The organism is Marinobacter fonticola, from assembly GCF_008122265.1.
Taxonomy (GTDB): domain Bacteria; phylum Pseudomonadota; class Gammaproteobacteria; order Pseudomonadales; family Oleiphilaceae; genus Marinobacter_A; species Marinobacter_A fonticola.
Genome location: NZ_CP043042.1, coordinates 3,851,548 through 3,875,042 on the forward strand (window position 1 = coordinate 3,851,548; position 23,495 = coordinate 3,875,042).

Here is a 23,495-nt window from a genome sequence, read left to right on the forward strand (position 1 = left end):
TACATGCACCGACATCTTGCGTCGGGGCGCGTGCCCCGCTTGTTCCTCGCATTACTGGCACTCGCGCTAACCTGCCCGATTTTGGCCAACGAGCAGCTTAAGAACCTGGCCCAAGATCCAGCTTGGCTGACGCTGGGGCACTATCGGCCCGATACTCTGGGCTCCAGCTATACCTCGCAGGCGGACGATCCCGGCTTTTTTCTCAGCGCCGGTGGCAAAACATCGCCTTACGCCGAGCTCGTTGCCACGCTGGACGCCATTCGCAAGTCCGGCGCCGGAGACCGCCATGCCCGCTGCCGTTTTCCAGCCCGGGACCGCTGGCTACGCGAACAACTGGATCTACCTCAAACCCAGGTCTCCTGCCCGGCCTTCGAGCAATGGGAGGAGACGCTGAATACGGAAACCGTCACCCTGGTGTTCGCCGCTTCATACCTTAATAGCCCCTCTTCCATGTTCGGCCACACGTTTATCCGTCTCGATCCGCCAAAAGTGGACGAGCAGGCCGACCTGCTGCTGGCGAGCACTATTTCCTATGCGGCTGACGCCGCCGCCCACGACAGCGAGATCATGTTCGCCTATCGCGGCATCTTCGGCGGTTATCCCGGTATTACCACGATCCAGCCGTATTACGAGAAAATTCGGCTTTACTCGGATATCGAAAACCGCGACCTGTGGGAGTATCGGCTCAACCTAACGCCGGAAGAGACCGGCATGCTGCTGGCGCATGCCTGGGAAATTCGGGGAAAGAACTTTGACTACTACTTTTTTGACGAAAACTGCGCCTACCGACTACTGGCGCTGATCGACGTTGCCCGACCGGGCACCCACCTGCTGGATGAAGTGAGCACACATGCCATCCCATCCGACACGGTGCGCTGGGTGGTGGATCATGACCTGGTAGCTTCGGTTCACTACCGGCCGTCCTCGGCAACGGTGGTCGAGCACTATATTGACCAACTGCCACCGGATCACCGCACCCTGGCGGCCGATCTGGCGAGCGGGGATTTGAGTGTCAACGCTGAAGCCATCCAGTCGGTACCGCCGAAAGAGCGGGCCAGGATTTTGGATGCTACCTATGACTACGTGCGCTACCAGACTCAAGAGGAAGGGTGGTCCCGCGAGCGAGCCGCCCCGCTATCCTACGACCTACTGAGGGCCCGTAGCCGGATTGAGCAGTCGGCACCGTTGGCGCCACCGCCTGAACCGGCCGTTCGCGATGATCAGGGTCATGCTACGTTCAGGGCTAGTCTACTAGGCGGACGCCAGGGCGAACGCAATTTCACGCAGCTTACCCTTCGCCCGGCTTACCATGATGTGCTCGATCCACCCGAGGGCTATCGCCGCGGCGCCCAGCTGCAATTTCTGCGTCTCGATACGCGGCTTTACACCGACAATCAGGAATTTCAGGTCGAACAACTCACCGGCGTGGAGATCCGATCCCTCTCCGTACGCGACCGCTTCTTCTCTCCGCTCTCCTGGCAGGTCGGCTTCGGGGGGCGGCGCAGTGAGATTGAATCGGACCAGCGAATCTTCACCCCCTACCTGGATGGCGGAGCCGGGTTTGGCTGGGCGCCGACACCCCAGAGCCAGCTCTTCGCCATGGCCACGGCCGACCTGGAGATCGACAACGATTTACCTAAGGGCTACGACGCGGCGCCCGGTGCCGATCTCGGCTGGTTATACCAAGGGCACCTTGTGAGCATCATCGGGGGCATCAAGACCAAAGCCTGGTTTGTTGGCGACGAGCACCGCGAAGACACCGCCTACGCCGAACTGAACTGGCATATCACCCGGGATTTTGGTCTGTCCGCCGGCTGGGAACGACAACATCACTTCGACAGGTATGAAACGGCATGGCAAATCGGACTCAACGCCTACTTCTGAAACTTATGCTGCTGAGCTGGCTGGCAGCGGTGAGCGGCTGCTCCAGCCTGTTTTTTTACCCCGACAACACGGTTTACATCACCCCAGACCGCCTCGAACTGGACTACCAGGATATCTACCTGGACACAGCCGACGGCGAGCGCCTGCACGGCTGGTGGATACCGGCGACCACCGAAGCCAGCGGCACGGTCTACTTCCTCCACGGCAACGCCCAGAACATCAGTAGCCATTTACTGAACGTCGCCTGGCTGCCCAAGGAAGGCTACAACGTGTTCATGATCGATTACCGGGGCTACGGGCAATCCACGGGTGCTCCGGATATCGAAGGCGCGCTACACGACTCTGAGATTGGCCTGCGCTGGCTAGTGGACGCCAAGGCTGGCGAAAGCCCGTTTTTCATGCTGGGGCAAAGTCTGGGCGGCGGACTTTCCATCATGCTGGCCAGTGAGTGGGTACAGCGCGAAGAACAGCCTCCCCTGGCCGGCGTTATCCTCGACAGCGCCTTTGCCGGTTTTCGAGACATCGCCCGGGAAAAACTGGACGGTTTCTGGCTGACCTGGCTATTCCAGGCACCCCTGAGCTGGACAATTCCGGACGACTACGAGGGCATCGACCACATTGCCCGGATCAGCCCGGTACCGGTGATGATCACCCACAGCGTACGTGACGGCATCATCCCTTTTCATCACGGCCAGGACCTATACGACGCCGCCCGGGAGCCGAAACGATTCCTGCAAACGGACACGCCCCATGCGGGGACCTTTGTCATCCCAGCCTACCGACAGGCGGTGATGGCGTTTATGGAGGATGCGGCGGGGGGCGAACACGACCAATAGCCACCCCCGGGAATAGGGGTAAACCTTATTCAGGACGAGTCAAGAGCATAAAAAAAGCCGCCTCGCAAAGCGGGGCGGCTTTTTCACAACGGGCCTAAATCAGGCGCCGAAGTCGGTCGGCTGTTCGCCTTCCTTCACTTCCTTCATGGACAGCTTCACGCGACCGCGGTTGTCCACATCCAGCACCTTAACCAGTACTTCCTGGCCTTCGCTGAGTTCGTCGGTGACGTTCTCAATGCGGCGCTCGGCGATCTGGGAGATGTGCACCAGGCCGTCCTTACCCGGCAGGATGTTCACGAAGGCGCCAAAGTCGACAATGCGTTCAACCTTGCCTTGGTAAATCGCACCCACTTCGATCTCGGCGGTAATCTCCATGACGCGCTTCTGCGCTGCCTGGGCAGATTCCTGATTATCGGCGTAGATTTTTACGTTGCCGTCGTCATCCAGGTCGATAGACGCACCGGTATCGTCACAGATGGATCGAATCACAGAACCACCCTTGCCGATGACATCGCGGATCTTGTCCGGATGAATCTTCATAGTGGTAATGCTCGGCGCCCGGTCAGACAGGCTCGAACGCGGCTCGGCGATCACCTTGGCCATCTCGCCCAAGATATGCTGGCGTGCATGATGAGCCTGCTCTAGGGCAACTTCCATGATTTCTTCGGTGATACCGTTGATCTTGATATCCATCTGCAGCGCAGTGATACCTGCTGAAGTACCGGCCACCTTGAAGTCCATATCGCCCAGGTGATCCTCGTCACCCAAGATGTCGGTCAGGACGGCGAACTGCTCACCTTCCTTCACCAGCCCCATGGCGATACCGGCGACGGGCGCCTTGATAGGCACACCCGCGTCCATCAGCGCCAGGCTGGAACCACAGACTGACGCCATGGAGCTGGAACCGTTGGACTCGGTGATCTCGGAGACTGCACGAATGGTGTACGGGAATTCTTCGATGGTTGGCATGACCGCGGCAACACCACGCTTGGCCAGACGACCGTGACCGATCTCACGACGGCCCGGCGCACCCACACGGCCGGTTTCGCCAACACTGTAAGGAGGGAAGTTGTAGTGGAATAGGAACGGGTCCTTTCTCTCGCCTTCCAGCGCATCGATAATCTGCATGTCGCGCGCGGTACCCAGGGTGGTAGTCACGATAGCCTGGGTTTCGCCACGGGTGAACAGTGCAGAACCGTGCGTGCTGGGCAGCACACCCACCTCGATCTCGATCGGACGGACAGTCTTGTTGTCACGACCATCGATACGTGGCTTGCCTTCGATAACCTGACGACGAACGATGGCCTTTTCCAGCTTACCGAAGTAGGCCTTCACTTCCTCTTCGGAAGGTTGACCTTCCTCCTCGCCAGCCAGCTTCTCGACAGCCTGACTGCGAATGTCGCTCAGACGGCCGTAACGCTCCATCTTGTCGCGGATACCGTAGGCATCGGTGACTGCGCTCATGAACTCGGCTTTGAGCGCGTCGGCAAGCGCCGTGTTCTCCGCTTCAGCCTGCCAGTTCCAGCGTGGCTGACCCGCTTCAGCAGCCAACTCGCGGATTGCAGCGATTGCAGTTTGCATTTCCTGATGGGCGAAAAGCACGCCACCCAGCATCTGGTCTTCGGTCAGGCCTTGAGCTTCGGACTCGACCATCAGCACGGCGTCTTCGGTACCGGCCACGACCATGTCCAGGCTGGAGCTTCCCAGTTGTTCAAAGGTCGGGTTCAGAAAGTAACCCTGCTCTTCAGTGAAACCGACACGAGAGGCGCCTACAGGGCCTTCGAACGGTACGCCAGACAGAGCTAACGCCGCTGAAGCCGCCAGCATACCCGCGATATCCGGATCCTGGGTCTTGCTGGAAGACATGACCGTACAGACGACCTGAACTTCGTTCATGAAGCCTTTCGGGAAAAGCGGACGGATCGGGCGGTCGATCAAGCGTGATGTCAGGGTTTCTTTTTCCGAGGGGCGGCCTTCGCGCTTAAAGAAACCACCAGGAATACGCCCAACGGCGTAAGTCTTCTCGAAGTAGTTGACGGTCAGCGGGAAGAACGGTTGACCCGGCTTGGCTTCCTTTGCCGCGACAACAGTACCCAGTACCGAGATATCGTCGATAGTCACCAGTACAGAACCAGTAGCCTGACGGGCAATGCGGCCCGTTTCGAGGGTGACGGTCTTGCCGCCTAGTTCAAATGTCTTTTTTACCGGATTCACGGTAACTCCTTACTCGTTTTCGCATCGCTGCAATGAATAATTGCAACGTCGATAGTTGAAATTGAATGTGCAAATGGCCGGAGCCACTTGGTTCTGCGGCATGGAGGCGATCGGAGTGCGGGACTTACCGGACTGAAAGCTAACAGGCTGTTGGAAATCGTTCCGGCTATGGAAGCTAACGACTTTCAACAACCTGCTAATGTTCGGGCTTTCATCACTGACCGGCGCGTCGAAAACAGTTCCTGATACCCTTCATGTCAATAACTTGCATGTCAATAACTTGCCAACTATTTCCCAGCTATCTTTACCAACTATTTTCGCAAACTATTGTTGTAAACCATCTGTGTAAACCAGGGTGCCTGATTGTCGCCGGCGGGACTGTTTTTGCCGGCGGGTCTACCGGGCCTGGAAACAACATGCTGTCTTGCACTTAAGGTCGGCAGAGTCGGCTTCTTTCCAGGTGATCCACTCCGGTATTACCAGATCTGGCCTGGGCTTTTAAGCTGGGCAGTACAGCGGGCGAGAAAACTGCCTGGAGAGCTTTCGCTCTCCGGACAGCACCGGCAAATGCGCTGCTCGCCTTGCCCGATTAAAATCGAGAGCTGATAACTCCGATTGGAATCGAGGACTGACAACATCTTTGCCGATGCAGAGATTGTCGCGATCAGACGATCAACGACGCAGACCGAGACGCTTGATCAGGTCGATATACCGATCCGCGTTCTTCTTCTTCAGATAGTCCAACAGTTTACGACGCTGGTTAACCATCCGAATCAGACCACGGCGGGAATGGTGATCCTGCTTGTTGGTCTTGAAGTGATCTTGCAGCTTGTCGATGTTGGCACTCAGAAGAGCAACCTGCACTTCCGGAGAACCGGTATCACTGTCACCCTGCTGAAAATCCTTGACGATCTGTGACTTCTCTGTGGCAGTCAACGCCATAACTCACCTCATTACTTGCGATGCCAATGATTCGGCCGAACCGCGCATCTCTACAGTCCGGCTAGAGACCGAATACGGCTTTGGCCGATTCAGTCCTGCTTGACCAGACGCCGGGGTGCAACCTCGCCATCTGGTAACTGCTCACCCAACCCGAGAAAACGATCGCCTCCGAAAAGGCGGACCCACCCAGGTGGATGACCCGACATTTTAACGGGTTGTCCGTTCAATATCGATACAATCTGCGCATCCTGGAGCATTAATTTAGGAAAGTCCGCGAGCGCGGTTTCAACCGGAATCAGCAACGGGTCCAGAGACTCGCCCGCTTCCCGCAACTGTTCCAATGCACTGACCTGGCTCGCCTGATCGAGGCCAAAGCCCGCTGCACACGTTCGTCGCAAGCTGGTAACGTGAGCGCCGCACCCCAAGGCTTGGCCGATGTCCTCCACCAGGGAGCGGATATAAGTACCCTTGCTACACGTGACAGCAATCTCGAACCGGTCACCCTCGAATCCGACCAGATCCAGCGCATGAATGGTCACTGGCCGCGCGGGGCGCTCGACCTCGATTCCCTCTCGGGCATACTCATACAGCGGCCGCCCCTTGTGCTTAAGCGCCGAGTACATGGAAGGCACCTGTTCGATATTGCCGCGAAATGCCGCCAGCACGCTCTCCAGCGTCTCGTGGGTGAGGTCTGCCGGTATCGCTTGTTCGGCCATAATCCGGCCATCGCTATCGCCACTATCGGTGACCACCCCCAGCTTGCCCACGGCCACGTAGGACTTATCGCTGTCGAGCATGAGCTGGGAAAATTTAGTCGCTTCCCCAAAGCATAGTGGCAGGACACCGGTGGCCAGGGGATCCAGGCTTCCGGTATGGCCGGCCTTCGCAGCACCGTAGAGCCGCTTGACCTGTTGCAGCACCCCATTCGACGTGACGCCCTGTGGCTTGTCGACAATCAGGATACCGTTAACGTCACGTCCTCGACGCCGCCGACTCAACCCTCATTCTCCCCACTATCCGGGCCGACCACAGGCTTCTTGCCCACGGCCTGGTTGATCAGGCTGTCGATCCGGCGGCTTTTGCCGCCCAGGGTATCGAAATGAAAACGCAGCTGGGGAACAACGCGCAATTTCATGGCTCGGCCGAGCTGGGTGCGAAGAAAACCGGCGGCATTGCGCAAAACTTTGAGCGAATCGCGCACGCGCTCATCGTCTTCGCTCAGTTCTTCAGCGGTCAGTAAGGAGATATAAGCGTCGGCATAGCCGAGATCCCGGCTCACTTTGACGTCATTAATAGTCACCATGCCCAGGCGGGGATCTTTGATTTCCCGCTGCACCAGCAACGCCAACTCTTTCTGGATCTGATCGGCAACCCGTTCTACACGGCTGAACTCTTTCGGCATGTTTACGCCCTGTCGATGGAGCGCCCGCGAACAATGGTTTCGCCGGTCTCCTGGTGAAGCCAAAGTATGTGGACAAACTCAAGTATTCGATCTGTCACGTATGCGATAGATCAAAGAATGTCATAAACCTACGTATGGGCCTGCTGAAATGCACAGCGCCCCGGGAGCCGGGGCGCGTGTCTTTTCAGGCTGGGCTTTCGTCTCGCGGATCAGCTCTCGAGCTGACGCTCGACTCTTACCCGATCGAAGACCTCGATCTGATCGCCAACCTTGACGTCATAACCCTTAACGCCAATCCCGCACTCAATCCCTTTCTTAACTTCCGGCACGTCGTCCTTGAAGCGGCGCAAGGATTCCAGCTCACCTTCAAAGATAACCACGTTATCGCGCAGGACACGGATTGGTTTGTTACGGAAAACGCTGCCTTCGGTCACCATACAGCCAGCGACCTGACCGAACTTGGGCGAGCGGAATGTATCCCGTACGTCGGCGATGCCCACGATGTCCTCGCGGAACTCCGGCGCCAACATGCCGGTCAGGGCTGCTCGCACATCATCGATCATGTTATAGATGATGCTGTAGTAGCGCAGATCGATGCCTTCCTGTTCCACCAGCCGCTTGGCCGACGCATCGGCACGCACGTTGAAACCGAAGATCACCGAGCTTGTGGCAAGCGCCAGGCTAACATCGGTCTCGGCAATACCGCCAACGCCGGAAGAGACGATCTTGACCTGAACTTCCTCGTTACCGATGTCCTGAAGCGCCTTGGTAATGGCTTCCAGCGAACCGCGCACGTCGGTCTTGAGCACCACATTGAGAGTCTTGACCTCGTCCTTGCCCATGTTCTCGAACAAGTTCTCAAGCTTGGCCGCCTGCTGGCGCTGCAAGCGCTGTTCACGCTCACGCTTCTGACGGAACTCAGCCAGCTCTTTCGCTTTGCGCTCATCGGCCACAACGAAGAACTCATCACCGGCATCCGGCGTACCGTTCAGACCCAATACTTCAACGGGAATGGATGGACCAGCTTCTTTCACCTGGTCGCCAGTTTCGCTCATCATCGCCCGAACCTTACCGAAGTAGGCGCCGGCGACCAGCATATCGCCCTGACGGACGGTACCATTCTGAACCAGGATCGTCGCTACGGAGCCACGGCCCTTCTCCAGACTGGACTCGACCACCACACCGGTACCCGGTGCTGTAGGAACGGCTTCCAGCTCGAGAATCTCCGACTGCAGCAGGACCGCTTCCAGAAGATCGTCGATCCCCTCGCCAGAGTGCGCCGACACCGGCACGAACTGGACGTCACCGCCCCAGTCCTCTGGGATCACGTCCATACCTGACAGTTCGTTCTTGATCCTGTCAGGATCCGCCTGCTCCTTGTCCATCTTATTGATCGCCACTACCAGCGGAACACCCGCAGAGCGTGCGTGGTTGACCGCTTCCTTGGTCTGCGGCATAACACCATCGTCAGCCGCAACCACCAGAATAACGATATCCGTGCTCTGGGCGCCTCGCGCACGCATGGCTGTAAAAGCCGCGTGCCCCGGAGTATCCAGGAACGTGATCATGCCGTGGTCGGTCTCGACATGGTAGGCGCCAATATGCTGGGTGATGCCACCAGACTCGCCAGCAGCCACTTTGGTACGGCGAATGTGGTCCAGCAACGAGGTCTTACCGTGGTCGACGTGGCCCATTACACTGATAACCGGGGCCCGTCTGACTTTATCGCCCTCAAAGGAAATCCCGCTAAGCACTTCCTCCTCGAACGCATCCTCGCTAGTCGTCCTGGGTTTGTGACCCAATTCTTCGGTCACCAGAACTGCGGTTTCTTGATCCAGCGGCTGGTTGATCGTCGTCATGACGCCCATATTCATCAGCGTCTTGATCACGTCGGCGGCTTTGACAGCCATCCGCTGCGCCAGATCACCCACGGTAATGGTTTCCGGAATTTCTACTTCACGCACCATAGGCTTGGTCGGCTTCTCGAAAGCGTGTCTTTTTTGCTTGGGTTTCTTTTTGGCCCGCAAAGGCTTGCGCAGGGTGGTTTCCTCTTCGTCTTCCGTGAGGGCCACCGGCTCTACCGGGCGGTTGCGTGGACCACGATGGCCGGCCGATTTTTTCTTCGGCTTGCCGTCCTCGACCTCCTCCGGACGTTCACGCACTTTCTCTTTCTTTTTCTTAGGCTTGCGGTCCTTGGAATTCTCTTCGTCAGCCGGCGGAATGGGCATATCCTCCAGCGCTGGCTCAGGCACAACCTCATCCTCAACCGGCTCTTCGATAGCCGCTTCTTCTGGCTCAGGAGCAGACTCCGCGTCAGGCTTAGCCTCCTCGGCTACCGACACTGTCTCCTCAGGTGCCGTAGGTTCGCTGACCTCCGGCTGAATCGGTGTTTCCTGCGGTGCCTCTTCCGCTACGAGTGTTTCTTCAGATTCCTGCTGGGGCGTCTCGGTCCGCTTGATGTAAGTCCGCTTTTTGCGGACTTCCACGTTAACCGTCTTGGCGCGGCCAGCACCGCTGCCCGCCTTCAAGGTCGTCGTGGTTTTTCGCTTGAGCGTGATCTTGCGCGGATCGGCATCGGATTCGCCGTGGTTTTTGCGCAGGAACGCCAGCAGTTGCTGCTTTTCATCGCTGCTGACAGCATCATTCTCAGAACGGGCTTTCAGGCCAGCCTCTACGATCTGGCGCAGCAAGCGGTCCACGGGAGCGCCTACGTCATCGGCCAGCTGTTTTACAGTTACTTCAGCCATCTGGTCCTCCTCTCCCGATTATTCCTGGTCCTGGAACCAGGGCGCACGTGCGGTCATGATTAACTGGCCCGCGCGCTCTTCATCCATATCTTCAATTTGCATGAGATCGTCGACGGACTGTTCTGCCAAATCGTCCATCGTACGAATACCCATTCCAGCCAACTTAAAGGCCAAGGAACGATCCATGCCATCCATACTCAGCAAATCATCTGCCGGCTCGTTGCCCTCCAGGGCTTCCTCACTGGCCAGCGCCTGATTCAGCAGACGATCTTTGGCCCGGCGGCGCAGTTCGGTCACTGTGTCCTCGTCGAAGCCTTCGATTGCCAGCATTTCATCCATGGGAACGTAGGCCACTTCCTCAAGAGAAGTGAACCCCTCCTCAATCAGGAAGCCCGCCAGCTCCTCATCAACATCGAGGTTTTCAGTAAAATTATTCAGCAAGCGATTATATTCCTGTTCCTGCCGCTCCCCCGCTTCCTCCTCGGTCATGACGTTGAGCGTCCAACTGGTCAACTCACTGGCCAGACGGACATTCTGCCCATTGCGACCAATGGCCTGCGCCAGGTTGTCCTCGGCAACAGCCACTTCCATGGTTTGGCGATCTTCGTCCATAACGATGGAAGCAACTTCCGCCGGCGCCATGGCATTAATCACCAGTTGGGCCGGGTTGTCGTCCCAAAGCACGATATCGACACGCTCGCCACCCAGCTCATTAGACACTGCCTGAACCCGTGAACCACGCATACCCACGCAGGCGCCAACCGGATCAATGCGACGATCATTAGTTTTGACCGCAATCTTGGCACGCGAGCCCGGGTCACGAGCCGCGCCACGAATCTCGATCAGCTCCTCGGCGATTTCCGGCACTTCGATGCGGAACAACTCGATCAACATGGCGGGATTGGTCCGACTCAGAATCAACTGCGGACCGCGATGGTCTGTGCGGATTTCCAGCAGCAGCGCGCGCACTCGATCGCCCATGCGGAAGGTTTCACGCGGAATCAATTGATCCCGGGGTAAAAGTGCTTCGGCGTTAGCACCCAGATCAACAATAACGTTGTCGCGGGTGACTTTCTTGACGGTACCGGAAACCAGCTCGCCTACTCGATCGCGGTAGCTGTCGACGATCTTCATCCGCTCGGCTTCGCGAACTTTCTGGAAAATGATTTGTTTGGCGGCCTGAGCGCCGATACGACCGAAGGATACCGACTCCACTTTTTCCTCGTGGACGTCGCCCGGCTGCAAACTCGTATCGATCTCTTCGGCTTCCTGCATGGTCAATTCGGTGCCCAAGGCCGGTACAGCCTCGTTGTCGACGACCAGCCAGCGGCGGAAGGTTTCGTATTCGCCGGTTTTGCGGTCTATCTGGACGCGAATATCCGCTTCCTCTTCTTCATAACGTTTCTTGGCTGCTGTAGCCAGGGCAAGTTCGATGGCCTCGAAAATGACCTCTTTTTCCACGCCCTTCTCATTGGAGACGGCTTCAACTACCAGCAAGATCTCTTTACTCATCAGATTGCCCTGCCCTTAACCCTTAGACTTGCAGTCAAACGATTTACTTAAAAACCGGAACGATATTGGCTTTGTCGATACTGTCGATGGGAAGCAGATATTCGTGGTCATCCACGATAACAATGACATCGCTTCCTTCGATTCCATTGAGGAGTCCCTCAAACTTCCGACGCCCCTCGAACGCCATACGCAGGCGAACACGAACCCTATGACCCGCCCAGGCCTCATACTGCGCAAGATAGAAAAGCGGGCGGTCCATTCCCGGCGAAGACACTTCCAGCGTGTACTCAGTTTGGATCGGATCTTCTACATCCAGCACACCACTGACCTGCCGGCTTACCGTCTCGCAGTCCTCAACGCTGATACCATTCTCTGTATCTTCGATGTAGACCCGAAGAACTGACTTGTGGCCCTGAGAGTGGAATTCAATCCCCCAACAGGCATAACCCAAGCCTTCGATTACCGGGACCAGGATATTTTCGAGTTGCTTTACCTTGGCTGACAAATTGCTGCCATCTCCGCTGTTCTGGGAGCCGCATAGCTCCTGGATCGTCTCTGCGCACCCTTCTAGGCTTCCAGAGCCATTCAGAGGCTCCTTGCTTTGCAAAAACCAGTTTCGCACAAACAAAAAAAGGGCCTGTATCTCAGCCCTTTTTCAAGCAATCGGGCCCTTGCGCCAGGCCCCTGAACCAAAAAACCCCTAATAAAGCGGGGCCTTCTGAAGTCGTTGCGTGCCAGAAGCGTTTGAACCGCGACGCTTCCGCCGACAGACACCTGGCCTGTCTGAGCGGGTTCGGCTTACGCCGATGCCCACTGCAATAATCGCCGGAGTATAAGGACGCCGACAAGACTGGTCAAGGACTGACCAAAAAAAACGGCTTGGTATTCCAAGCCGTTTCAATAATGGTGCCGAAGGCCGGACTCGAACCGGCACGGCTTACGCCACTACCCCCTCAAGATAGCGTGTCTACCAGTTCCACCACTTCGGCAATAACCTCACTCAAGCTCAGGAAGTGAATTGTCACTTCCGGTCTTCGATTCTTCATTCGCAGCGCCTTCCGAATCAGAAGAGCCTGCTGGCGATCCTTCCTCAAGCGCCGGCGTCGATTCTTCAGCAGGCACACCTTCCTCGGTGGCCGAACCGCCGTGCTGAACGCTCGGAATGCCGGTCTGACCGGCAACTTCCGCGCGCTGCTTGGCAAAAACTGCCAATGTAAAACTTGTCACAAAGAACAGGACGGCTAAAAAGGTCGTTACACGGGTCAAAAAGCTACCGCTACCTTGACTACCGAAAACCGTCTGAGATGCACCGCCACCAAAAGCAGCACCTGCGTCCGCGCCCTTGCCCTGCTGAATCAGAACGAGACCCACCAGCGCCACCGCAATCACGACGTGCGCAACGACAACCAGTGTTTCCATCCAATCCATAAAAAACTCTCTTAAAACGCCTCGCAAATGGCGAGGAAATCTGACGCCTTCAAGGAAGCGCCGCCGATCAGTCCGCCATCGATATCCGGCTGGGCGAACAACTCAGCCGCATTATTCGGCTTAACACTACCGCCATAAAGCAAGGACAAATCCTGCGCCGGAGCGCCCATCTCAGCGAGCACGCTGCGCATGGCACCATGAACGGCCTGAGCATCTTCCGCCGTTGCGGTTTTCCCTGTACCGATGGCCCAAACAGGCTCATAGGCAACTACAATGTGCTTCCAGTCGCTTCCGGACACGCCCTTTAAGGCTTCCTTCAGCTGCGCGCTGACAACATCAACTGCCAGCCCCGCCTCTCTCTGATGCAAGGTCTCGCCCACACAGAGAATCAAATTCAGCTTAGCGGCCAGCCCTTGGCTGACCTTATCCGCAATCACCGCATCGGTTTCACCGAACAGTTCGCGGCGCTCGGAATGACCGACGATGGCAAACCGGCATCCGGAATCAGCGGCCATGCCAGCCGAAATCTCGCCGGTGTAGGCTCCCTCGCCCCAGGGCGCAATATCTTGCACACCGAGCCAGGCTCTCTCGCCGACGAGCTGTTGAACCCTCGCGATATATAGAGCGGGAGGAATAATAACAACCTCCACGCCATTATCAAGCTTCGCCAAGCCTTCTCGAACCTCGCCGACCAAGGCGTCAGCCAAGTCGTTCGATCCGTTCATCTTCCAGTTGGCAGCTACAATTTTGCGTCGCATCAACAGCCCTCTATTCAAGGGAGGGCGAACTATACAGCAGTCCTCAAACGGACACAACCTGAAGAGAGGGGGAGCAAACAATTCGCCCACCGGATCGCGCTTGTGCCTATATACGAGTGCCTGTATCAATGCACCAGCGGGCACGACCCACTCTCCAACCCCTCTTCACCTGACTTCGACCCCAGGGGTTACCTGGCCTCGATTCCAGGGGCTGAACCTGCACAGTTAACGCCCTCAATAACGTATTTAACCCGCAGGGGAGCCTTTCACTACGTCCGCCAGCTTTTTCGCCCAACGGTGCATTTCCGCTTCGTCCTGACCCTCGGTCATCACCCGGATCAACGGCTCGGTTCCCGACGCCCGTAGCAGAACCCGTCCGGTGGCACCCATTTCTTTCTCTGCCACAGCCACCGCCTCAGCAATATCCGGACGGGACAGTGGATCAAAACGCTGGTCGACACGGACATTGATCAAAACCTGCGGCAAGCGGGTCATTTCATGGCGCAGCTCGGTAATCGAGCGCCCGGAACTCCAGGACGCCAGCAGCACCTGTAGTGCGGATACGATGCCGTCCCCGGTTGAAGTACAGTCGCGCACCACCAAGTGCCCCGAGCCCTCGCCGCCGAGATGCCAACCGTTGGCAACCAGCCGCTCCATCACGTAGCGGTCACCCACCTTGGCCCGTTCGAACGGTATGCCTTTCTCTTTCAACGCCAGCTCGACCCCCAGGTTGGTCATCAAGGTGCCGACGACCCCGCCTTTTAAGCGCCCTTCGATCTGACGCTGCGCGGCAATGATGAACATTAACTCATCGCCGTCGATCACCGAACCGTCACGGTCGATCATCAGCACCCGGTCACCGTCGCCATCAAAGGCAATACCGAGATCTGCATTGCCCTCCAAGACTTTTTCGCGGAGGGTGTCCAAATGGGTGGAGCCAACCTTTAGGTTGATATTGAGACCGTCTGGCGACGCACCCAGCACAGTGACGCTGGCGCCAAGCTCCCGGAATACTTTGGGCGCCACATGATAGGTGGCGCCGTGAGCACAATCCAGGACGATACGCTTGCCCTCTAACGTGAAGTCGTTCGGCACGGTGCTCTTGCAAAACTCCACGTAGCGGCCCGGCGCATCATCGACCCGCGAAGCCTTACCCAGCTCTCCCGGCGCGCAGACATCAATCTCGCGTTCGAGCCAAGCTTCAATTTCCGCCTCCACACTGTCATTCAGCTTGGTACCTTGGGGCGAGAAAAACTTGATGCCATTGTCATAGTGCGGGTTGTGCGAGGCACTGATCACGATACCCGCCGATGCGCGGAAGGTACGCGTCAGATAGGCAATGGCGGGCGTTGGCATCGGTCCAAGCAATGACACATCCACGCCTGCCGCGGAAAGCCCGGCTTCCAGCGCTGACTCGAACATGTAACCGGACAGCCGGGTGTCCTTGCCGATAATCACGCGATTGCGCTGCCCGTCTTGCTTGAATACCTGGCCGGCGGCCCAGCCCAGCTTAAGCATAAAGTCCGGCGTGATTGGTGCCGAACCGACACGACCGCGAATACCGTCCGTTCCAAAATACTTACGTTCACTCATTGAATAGCACCCTTAGTGCAGCCACCACTTTGACGGCGTCTACAGTTTCCTTAACATCATGCACCCGAAGAATCGCGGCGCCTTTCATAGCCGCTATTGTCGCGACTGCAAGACTTGCCGGCAACCGCTCGGAAACATCACGCCCGGTAATTTCGCCCAGCATGGATTTGCGCGACATTCCCACCAGCAAGGGATAACCGAGAGCCCCGAGCTGCTCCAGCGCATCTAGCAACTGGAGGTTGTGCTCAAGGGACTTGCCGAAACCGAACCCTGGATCGAGAATCAGCTTTTCCGATGGAATGCCCGCGTCCTTCGCCGCGGCTACGCGGGCCATCAGAAAGGCCGTCACCTCGGCCTTCACGCTGTCGTATTGCGGGCGCCGCTGCATCGTGCCGGGCTGTCCTTGCATATGCATCAGGCAGACAGGCAGGCCTGTAGTTGCCGCCGCATCTAAAGCTCCCTCACGCTGCAATGCGCGCACATCGTTAATTAACCCCGCCCCCAGCCTTGCCGTATGAACAATAACCTCAGGCGTACTGGTATCTACAGAAATAGCCACATCGAGACGCTCATGGATCGCCTCGACCACCGAGCACACCCGATCAAGCTCTTCCTGTACGGTGACCTCGGCCGCCCCGGGACGGGTTGACTCCCCACCGACGTCGATAAAGGCTGCCCCCTCCCGTACGAGGCGCTCCGCCTGGGCCAACGCGGTATCCAGGCGATTAAATTGGCCGCCATCGGAAAAGGAGTCCGGCGTTACGTTGACGACGCCCATGACTTGAGGTTGCGACAAGTCAACCGTATGCCCTGCAAAATCCATTTTCACTTCGCCTCCACCTCTCTATCGGAGGAACCCGATAGCCACCCACAAAGCGGCGCCTTATGATTCAGAGCCGCCCCGCGGCCTGCTCGAAGCCAAAATCGCCCCTTCTGCTCGCACCAACCTGCAAAAACCAAAAAAAACGCCGCCCCGTGGGACGGCGTCTGACTTGACATTCAGGTTACGCTTTTAGCATCCGATTAAACGCCAGACCTTTAGTGCTCGCCGGCCGGGCTGCCGATGCCGTCACCCGGACGACGGCCACTGTCCGAATCACCAGCTGGCCTTGCCACCGGCTCAGGATCATCGCTGGACGCGTTACCGCCCGCACTTGGTCCGTTCCACCCTTGGGGTGGACGCGGCGTTTTGCCCGCCATAATGTCATCGATCTGGTGGCGGTCAATGGTCTCATAGCGCATCAGCGCATCGGCCATCATTTCCAGCTTGTCGCGGTTTTCGATCAATAGACGGCGTGCCGTTTCGTAGCAGTCGTCAATGATTGAACGCACTTCCTCATCGATGCGCTGAGCAGTCTCCGGCGAGTACACCGTATGACTTTGACCTGCCGAGCGACCCAGGAACGGCTCTTCACTGTCGGTATCGTACTGCAGCGGGCCCAGCTTCTCGGACAACCCCCAGCGAGTCACCATATTGCGGGCCAGACTGGTCGCACGCTCGATATCGTTGGAAGCCCCGGTTGTCACACCCTCGAAGCCAAGGGTCAACTCTTCGGCAATACGGCCGCCGAACAGGCTACAGATTGAGCTGACCAGGTAGCGCTTAGAGTGGCTGTACCTATCCTCTTCCGGCAGGAACATGGTGACACCCAATGCTCGGCCGCGCGGAATAATACTGACCTTGTACACCGGATCGTGCTCCGGCACGAGACGCCCGACGATGGCGTGACCGGATTCGTGATACGCGGTATTGAGCTTTTCTTTCTCGTTCATGACCATGGATTTGCGCTCGGCGCCCATCATGATCTTGTCTTTGGCCAACTCAAGCTCTTCCATAGATACCAGCCGCTGGTTGCGACGTGCTGCGAACAGCGCTGCCTCGTTTACCAGGTTGGCCAAGTCAGCACCGGAAAAGCCGGGCGTGCCGCGGGCAACAAGCTTGGGATCTACACCATCGGCCATCGGAACTTTCTTGAGATGGACCTTCAAAATCTGCTCGCGACCAACAATATCCGGCAGATTGACCACGACCTGGCGATCGAAGCGACCCGGACGAAGCAACGCAGGGTCCAGCACGTCCGGACGGTTCGTGGCTGCGATGACAATGACGCCTTCGTTGCCTTCGAAACCATCCATTTCCACCAGCAGCGCGTTCAGGGTCTGCTCGCGCTCGTCGTGCCCACCACCCAGGCCAGCGCCACGGTGACGGCCGACGGCGTCGATCTCATCGATAAAGATGATGCACGGGCTCTGTTTCTTGGCCTGCTCGAACATGTCACGCACACGGGATGCGCCCACACCTACGAACATTTCCACAAAGTCCGAACCGGAAATCGAGAAAAACGGTACCTTGGCCTCGCCGGCAATCGCCTTGGCGAGAAGGGTTTTACCCGTGCCGGGAGGCCCGACCATCAGCACACCCCGGGGAATGCGGCCACCCAGGCGCTGGAATTTGCTTGGATCCCGCAGGAAATCCACCAGCTCCTTGACGTCCTCTTTAGCTTCGTCGACACCGGCAACATCAGAGAAGGTCGTCTTGATCTGGTCTTCGCTCATCAGGCGAGCCTTACTCTTACCGAACGACATGGGGCCTTTGCCGCCCCCACCGCCTTGCATCTGTCGCATGAAAAAGACGAACAGTGCAATGATGATCAAGATCGGGAACGATGCCACCAGCAACTGAGTCCAGATGCTCTGACGATCCGGCTCCTTGCCGACAATCTCGACGTTGTTGGCCAGTAGATCATCCATCAGCTTGTTATCGGGGACCTGCGGACGAATCGTCTCGAAGCGGCCGTTGTCTTCACGCACCCCCTGAATTTCAAGCCCGTCGATAGTGACCTGCTTGATTTGTCCCTGCTGCACCATCTGTACAAACTGGGAATAATTGACTTGCTGCCCCGTCGTAGTCGGCGAGAAGTTTTGGAAAACCATCAGCAAGACGGCTGCTATTATCAGCCAGAGAACCAGATTTTTAGCCATATCGTTCAAGGATCATCACCTGTGAATGTACGGGCCACACGCTCGGCGCAACCCCGAAGAAAATGCCCGGCCTCCTACCGAAACACTCCCTTTTTACCAACCTTACATCAATTGTACGCTCCACCACTAGCAATGGTGCAGTATGGTTAATACGCAGTCACCGAACCGCCAGCCTTACTGCCAAGCGAGGTAAGCCGCTATTCACCCTTAAAGCCCCGACATACTTGATAAACCTCCCGAGAGCGGGACCGGGACGCGCCCGGCTTGCGGCTCACCACTGAGCGAAAGTTCACCTTCATGTCTTGCAAGAGGACATCAAACCCCTCCCCCTGAAAAACCTTAGCCACAAATACGCCGTCGACCTTTAACACCTGCTTCGCCATATCCAGCGCCAATTCCACCAGATCCATGGCCTTGGGAATGTCCACGGCAGGCATACCACTCATATTGGGGGCCATATCGGAGATTACAACGTCTGCCCGCGCATCGCCGAGGACCTCCAACAGCGTATCCAGCACCGACTGGTCGGTGAAGTCGCCCTGTACGAAGTCGACTCCGGCAATAGGGTTCATCTCCAGGACGTCGCTTGCGACTACACGGCCTTTATGTCCAACCCGGTCCATTGCCACCTGAGACCACCCACCAGGCGCCGCTCCCAGGTCCACCACAAGCTGCCCTGGCCGGAGAAAACGATCTTTGTCGTCCAGCTCAATCAGTTTGTAGCTTGCCCGGGACCGATAACCATCAACCTGAGAACGTTTGACATACTCATCGTCAAAATGTTCTTTCAACCAGCGTTTGCTGGATTTGGAACGCGCCAAAACATTTCTCCACGGAGGCAACACAACATGAACGACTATGCGTTGCTTAGTAATACGCGGTGACAGCCACCTGGCGCCCCGCCTAACGGATACGATCTAACGGATACGTAGTGACAGCAATTCAACGTACGCCGGGCTGCTGCTACAATGTGCCGATTACACCCGAACAATCACAAATTATACGGGATAGCGCCGTCACCTGCTGCCCGATAATTTTAAATCGCTTTCATAAAGAGACTGAATTATGAGCCTGTCGCCGGAACAGCGCCGGGAGTACCGCGCTATTGCCCACCATCTCAAGCCGGTCGTCATTATCGGCGATAAAGGCTTGAGCGAAGGCCTGCAGCAGGAACTGGACCGAGCCCTGAACGACCATGAACTGATCAAGATCAAGGTTGCCAGCCCGGACCGCGACGAGCGCCGCGAAGCCATTGAGGCTCTGTGCGCCGGATCCGGCGCCGAGCTGGTGCAGATGATCGGCAAAGTTGCCATCATTCTGCGCCGTGCAAAAGAGCCCAACCCCAAGCTCTCCAACCTCCAGCGCCATAAGTCCTGAAGCCTTCCGGGCACGAACAAAAAAGCCGGCAAGCGCCGGCTTTTTTGCGCATCACGAAAGTGTCAAAGGTGCTCGACAGTTTCGATCTCGTACTCAACGGTTCCCGACGGCACACGTACCGCGACAACGTCCCCTTCGCTCTTGCCAATTAAAGCCCGCGCGATCGGTGACGATACGGACAGCTTGCCGGCTTTCACGTCCGCCTCGTCTTCGCCACAGATCTGATAGCTGACTTCCTCGTCAGTATCGGCATTGATCAACTTGACGGTCACACCAAAGATCACTTTCCCGGTATTTTCCATCTTGGTCACATCGATGACCTGAGCGGCCGACAGCTTGCCCTCGATTTCCTGAATGCGGCCTTCGATAAAACTCTGCTGCTCTCGCGCCGCGTGATATTCCGCATTTTCTTTCAGGTCGCCGTGTTCACGCGCTTCCGCGATGGCCGCGATAACCCGGGGGCGATCCTCGCTCTTGAGCTTTTTGAGCTCCTCGCGCAGACGCGCTTCACCGTTGATTGTCATCGGCACTCGATTGTTCATAGCGTTCAAATTCCTGCGTGTAAGTCCTGGAGTCGGCGCACCGTCCGCTCCGGTCCGAATTTAATGGCACGACAGAATGCCTCGCCACCAGCCAGGGTCGTGGTGTATGTCACTTTGTGCTGCAAGGCGGACTGGCGAATCTGGGCCGAGTCGGAAATAGCCTTGCGCCCTTCTGTCGTGTTGATAATCAACTGGATCTGACCGTTTTTGATGGAATCGACAACATGCGGACGTCCTTCACGAACCTTATTCGCCCGATCCACCTCGATACCGGCCTCACGCAGTGCCTTTGCGGTACCGGTGGTTGCCACCAGACGGAATCCGGCATCGATCAGGTCACGGGCAACCTTGACGGCACCGCACTTGTCCACATCCCGCACCGATATAAAGGCTGTGCCCTTTTCCGGCAGACGTTCACCGGAGGCCAGCGCGGCCTTGGCAAAAGCTTCGTCAAAGCTATCACCCAATCCCATGACCTCGCCGGTCGATTTCATCTCCGGGCCGAGGATGGGGTCGACCGCAGGGAACTTGTTAAACGGGAAGACGGATTCCTTCACCGCATAATACTTGGGCACCACCTCTTCCGTGAAGTTCTGATCCACCAACGAGCGCCCGGCCATGCAGCGAGCCGCGACTTTAGCCAAGGAAACGCCAATGGCCTTGGAGACGAAAGGTACGGTCCGGGATGCCCGAGGATTCACTTCGATGACGTAGACGGCATCGTCCTGCCAAGCCAACTGGACGTTCATCAGACCCACTACTTCCAGCTCGATGGCCATGCGGCGCACGGTTTCGCGCATCTCGTCCTGCACCGCCTTCGGCAGCGTATAGGGCGGCAACGAACAGGCGGAGTCGCCCGAGTGCACACCGGCCTGTTCGATGTGCTGCATGATGCCGCCGATCACAACGTCTTTTCCGTCACTGACTGCATCGATATCCACTTCGATGGCCGCATTGAGAAAATGATCCAGCAGCACAGGACTGTCGTTGGAAACCAGCACGGCATTGCGCATGTAGCGCACCAGCTCCTGCTCGTCGTAGACAATTTCCATGGCGCGCCCACCCAGCACGTAGGACGGGCGAACTACCAGCGGGTAGCCGATTTCACGCGCCGCCGTCACGCCTTCCTCGTGACTGCGCACGGTCGCGTTATCCGGCTGACGCAGATTGAGACGGTTGATCATCTGCTGGAAGCGCTCGCGGTCTTCGGCACGATCGATCGCATCCGGCGTGGTGCCGATAATCGGCACACCCGCCGCCTCCAGGCCGCGCGCCAGCTTCAGTGGCGTCTGGCCGCCAAACTGGACGATCACGCCCTTGGGCTTCTCGATATTCACGATCTCCAGCACGTCTTCGAGAGTAATCGGCTCGAAGTAGAGGCGATCGGACGTATCGTAATCCGTGGAGACGGTCTCCGGATTGCAGTTGATCATGATGGTTTCGTAACCGTCCTCGCGCATGGCGAGAGCGGCATGGACACAACAGTAATCGAACTCAATGCCCTGGCCGATCCGGTTCGGCCCACCACCGATGACAATGATCTTCTCTCGGTCGGACACGTCAGACTCGCACTCCTCCTCATAGGTGGAGTACATATAAGCGGTATCAGACGCGAATTCGGCAGCGCAGGTATCGACGCGCTTGTAAACCGGGCGGATGCCCAAATCATGACGATGCTTGCGCAAGCTCGCTTCGGAGATGCTCAGCAGCTTAGCCAGGCGCGCGTCGGAAAATCCCTTGCGCTTGAGGCGGAACAAGGTGGCATGATCGATGTCGGTTTTACCGGCAGTCTTGAGCGCGGCTTCCTCACGGATCAAGTCCTCAATCTGGACGAGGTACCAGGGATCCACATTGGTATGACGATAAACCTCGTCCACCGTCATTCCGGCGCGAAACGCATCGCCGATATACCAGATACGCTCCGCACCTGGCACGTTCATTTCCTGGATCAGGGTTTCGCGGCCATTGTCAGTGTCGACATCGACCATCTCCTCGAAGCCCTCGGAACCCACTTCCAGGCCACGCAGCGCTTTTTGCAGAGATTCCTGGAAGGTCCGGCCAATTGCCATCACCTCACCGACAGACTTCATCTGCGTCGTCAGGCGAGCATCCGCCTGCGGAAATTTCTCGAAGGTAAAGCGGGGAATCTTGGTAACGACGTAGTCAATGCTGGGCTCGAACGAGGCCGGCGTGATGCCGCCGGTAATATCGTTCTGCAACTCGTCCAAGGTGTAACCCACGGCCAGCTTGGCCGCGACCTTGGCAATGGGGAAACCCGTGGCCTTTGAGGCCAACGCCGACGAGCGTGAAACCCGCGGATTCATCTCAATGACCACCATGCGGCCGGTTTCCGGATGGATACCGAACTGCACGTTGGAACCGCCTGTTTCCACACCAATTTCACGCAGCACCGCCAGGGAGGCGTTGCGCATGATTTGGTACTCTTTGTCAGTCAGGGTCTGCGCCGGCGCCACAGTGATCGAGTCGCCGGTATGAACACCCATGGCATCGAAGTTTTCGATGGCACAGACGATGATGCAGTTGTCCTTCTTGTCGCGGACAACCTCCATCTCGTATTCCTTCCAGCCGATCAGGGACTCGTCGATCAGTAGCTCGTTCGTTGGAGAGAGATCGAGACCGCGGGCACAGATCTCCTCGAATTCGTCACGGTTGTAGGCAATACCGCCGCCGGAACCACCCATAGTGAAAGACGGGCGGATAATGCAGGGGAAGCCGATACTATCGAGAACCCGAAGGGCTTCTTCCATGGTATGCGCGATGGACGCGCGCGGGCACTCCAGGCCGATGGACTTCATCGCCTTATCGAAGCGCTCCCGGTCTTCCGCCTTATCGATGGTATCGGCATTGGCACCAATCATTTCTACGCCGAACTCATCCAGCACACCGTGCTTTTCCAGGTCTAGCGCGCAGTTCAGCGCGGTCTGCCCGCCCATGGTCGGCAACAAGGCGTCCGGCCGCTCCTTCTCGATAATCTTGGCGACTGTCTTCCAGGTAATGGGCTCGATGTAGGTGGCATCGGCCATGGCCGGGTCGGTCATGATGGTGGCAGGATTGGAGTTCACCAAAATAACGCGGAAGCCTTCTTCCCGCAGCGCCTTACAGGCCTGAGCCCCGGAGTAGTCGAACTCGCATGCCTGCCCGATCACGATGGGCCCGGCGCCCAGGATCAGGATGCTTTTGATATCAGTACGTTTTGGCATTTCGTAGTAAACCTGTCAGCAGCTTAAATCAGTCTTCAGCGCGTACCGCGTCGGTGC

18 protein-coding genes and 1 tRNA gene are annotated in these 23,495 nt (G+C 57.4%); 3 read left to right on the forward strand and 16 right to left on the reverse strand.

What is annotated here, in order from left to right; all coding sequences use genetic code 11:
• The first annotated feature begins 3 nt into the window (after nt 1-3).
• Complete coding sequence (locus tag FXO11_RS17140) at nt 4-1,884, forward strand: Lnb N-terminal periplasmic domain-containing protein (RefSeq protein WP_148864164.1); 1,881 nt, start codon at nt 4-6, stop codon at nt 1,882-1,884.
• Complete coding sequence (locus FXO11_RS17145; RefSeq protein WP_148864165.1) at nt 1,854-2,720, forward strand: alpha/beta hydrolase; 867 nt, start codon at nt 1,854-1,856, stop codon at nt 2,718-2,720. The genes FXO11_RS17140 and FXO11_RS17145 overlap by 31 nt, the downstream gene beginning before the upstream one ends.
• Before the next feature lie 99 nt (nt 2,721-2,819).
• On the opposite strand, the gene pnp is transcribed toward FXO11_RS17145, so the two are convergent.
• From pnp to rlmE, 14 genes are all read right to left on the reverse strand, one after another.
• A complete protein-coding gene (gene pnp / locus FXO11_RS17150; RefSeq protein ID WP_148864166.1) occupies nt 2,820-4,934 on the reverse strand; it encodes a polyribonucleotide nucleotidyltransferase in 2,115 nt (704 codons plus the stop codon).
• Nucleotides 4,935-5,606: 672 nt separating this feature from the next.
• Nucleotides 5,607-5,876: a 30S ribosomal protein S15 gene (rpsO, locus tag FXO11_RS17155; protein ID WP_148864167.1), complete on the reverse strand. Its 270-nt coding sequence runs from the start codon at nt 5,874-5,876 to the stop codon at nt 5,607-5,609.
• 89 nt (nt 5,877-5,965) lie between these two features.
• The gene (truB, locus tag FXO11_RS17160; protein ID WP_148864168.1) at nt 5,966-6,874 is read right to left on the reverse strand and encodes a tRNA pseudouridine(55) synthase TruB; all 909 of its coding nucleotides are present in this window, start codon (nt 6,872-6,874) and stop codon (nt 5,966-5,968) included.
• A complete protein-coding gene (gene rbfA / locus FXO11_RS17165; protein WP_148864169.1) occupies nt 6,871-7,278 on the reverse strand; it encodes a 30S ribosome-binding factor RbfA in 408 nt (135 codons plus the stop codon). The genes truB and rbfA overlap by 4 nt, the downstream gene beginning before the upstream one ends.
• Nucleotides 7,279-7,487: 209 nt before the next feature.
• Entirely contained in the window at nt 7,488-10,025 is a 2,538-nt protein-coding gene (gene infB, locus FXO11_RS17170; RefSeq protein WP_148864170.1) for a translation initiation factor IF-2, read from the reverse strand.
• Nucleotides 10,026-10,043: 18 nt separating this feature from the next.
• Nucleotides 10,044-11,537, reverse strand: a complete 1,494-nt coding sequence (gene nusA / locus FXO11_RS17175; RefSeq protein WP_148864171.1) for a transcription termination factor NusA — start codon at nt 11,535-11,537, stop codon at nt 10,044-10,046.
• 43 nt (nt 11,538-11,580) lie between these two features.
• Nucleotides 11,581-12,042 (reverse strand): ribosome maturation factor RimP, encoded by a 462-nt coding sequence (gene rimP, locus FXO11_RS17180; RefSeq protein WP_148864172.1) that lies wholly within the window; start codon nt 12,040-12,042, stop codon nt 11,581-11,583.
• A gap of 399 nt (nt 12,043-12,441) precedes the next feature.
• Nucleotides 12,442-12,526, reverse strand: a tRNA-Leu gene (locus FXO11_RS17185).
• A 7-nt stretch (nt 12,527-12,533) separates the two neighbouring features.
• The gene (gene secG / locus FXO11_RS17190; RefSeq protein ID WP_148864173.1) at nt 12,534-12,965 is read right to left on the reverse strand and encodes a preprotein translocase subunit SecG; all 432 of its coding nucleotides are present in this window, start codon (nt 12,963-12,965) and stop codon (nt 12,534-12,536) included.
• Between the two features lie 11 nt (nt 12,966-12,976).
• Nucleotides 12,977-13,723 (reverse strand): triose-phosphate isomerase, encoded by a 747-nt coding sequence (gene tpiA, locus FXO11_RS17195; protein ID WP_148864968.1) that lies wholly within the window; start codon nt 13,721-13,723, stop codon nt 12,977-12,979.
• A gap of 246 nt (nt 13,724-13,969) precedes the next feature.
• On the reverse strand, nt 13,970-15,316 hold the full coding sequence (gene glmM, locus FXO11_RS17200) for a phosphoglucosamine mutase (RefSeq protein ID WP_148864174.1): 1,347 nt from the start codon (nt 15,314-15,316) through the stop codon (nt 13,970-13,972).
• On the reverse strand, nt 15,309-16,139 hold the full coding sequence (gene folP / locus FXO11_RS17205) for a dihydropteroate synthase (protein WP_148864175.1): 831 nt from the start codon (nt 16,137-16,139) through the stop codon (nt 15,309-15,311). Before folP ends, glmM begins: the two co-directional genes overlap by 8 nt.
• Before the next feature lie 215 nt (nt 16,140-16,354).
• A complete protein-coding gene (gene ftsH / locus FXO11_RS17210; protein WP_148864969.1) occupies nt 16,355-18,298 on the reverse strand; it encodes an ATP-dependent zinc metalloprotease FtsH in 1,944 nt (647 codons plus the stop codon).
• A gap of 197 nt (nt 18,299-18,495) precedes the next feature.
• Entirely contained in the window at nt 18,496-19,119 is a 624-nt protein-coding gene (gene rlmE, locus FXO11_RS17215) for a 23S rRNA (uridine(2552)-2'-O)-methyltransferase RlmE (RefSeq protein ID WP_148864176.1), read from the reverse strand.
• Between the two features lie 244 nt (nt 19,120-19,363).
• On the opposite strand from rlmE, the gene yhbY reads away from it, so the two are divergent.
• Nucleotides 19,364-19,675 (forward strand): ribosome assembly RNA-binding protein YhbY, encoded by a 312-nt coding sequence (gene yhbY, locus FXO11_RS17220; protein ID WP_148864177.1) that lies wholly within the window; start codon nt 19,364-19,366, stop codon nt 19,673-19,675.
• Between the two features lie 62 nt (nt 19,676-19,737).
• Here yhbY and greA read toward each other — a convergent pair whose 3' ends face one another.
• Nucleotides 19,738-20,199: a transcription elongation factor GreA gene (gene greA, locus FXO11_RS17225; protein WP_264766237.1), complete on the reverse strand. Its 462-nt coding sequence runs from the start codon at nt 20,197-20,199 to the stop codon at nt 19,738-19,740.
• A 23-nt stretch (nt 20,200-20,222) separates the two neighbouring features.
• Entirely contained in the window at nt 20,223-23,438 is a 3,216-nt protein-coding gene (gene carB / locus FXO11_RS17230) for a carbamoyl-phosphate synthase large subunit (RefSeq protein WP_148864179.1), read from the reverse strand.
• Between the last annotated feature and the right edge of the window lie 57 nt (nt 23,439-23,495).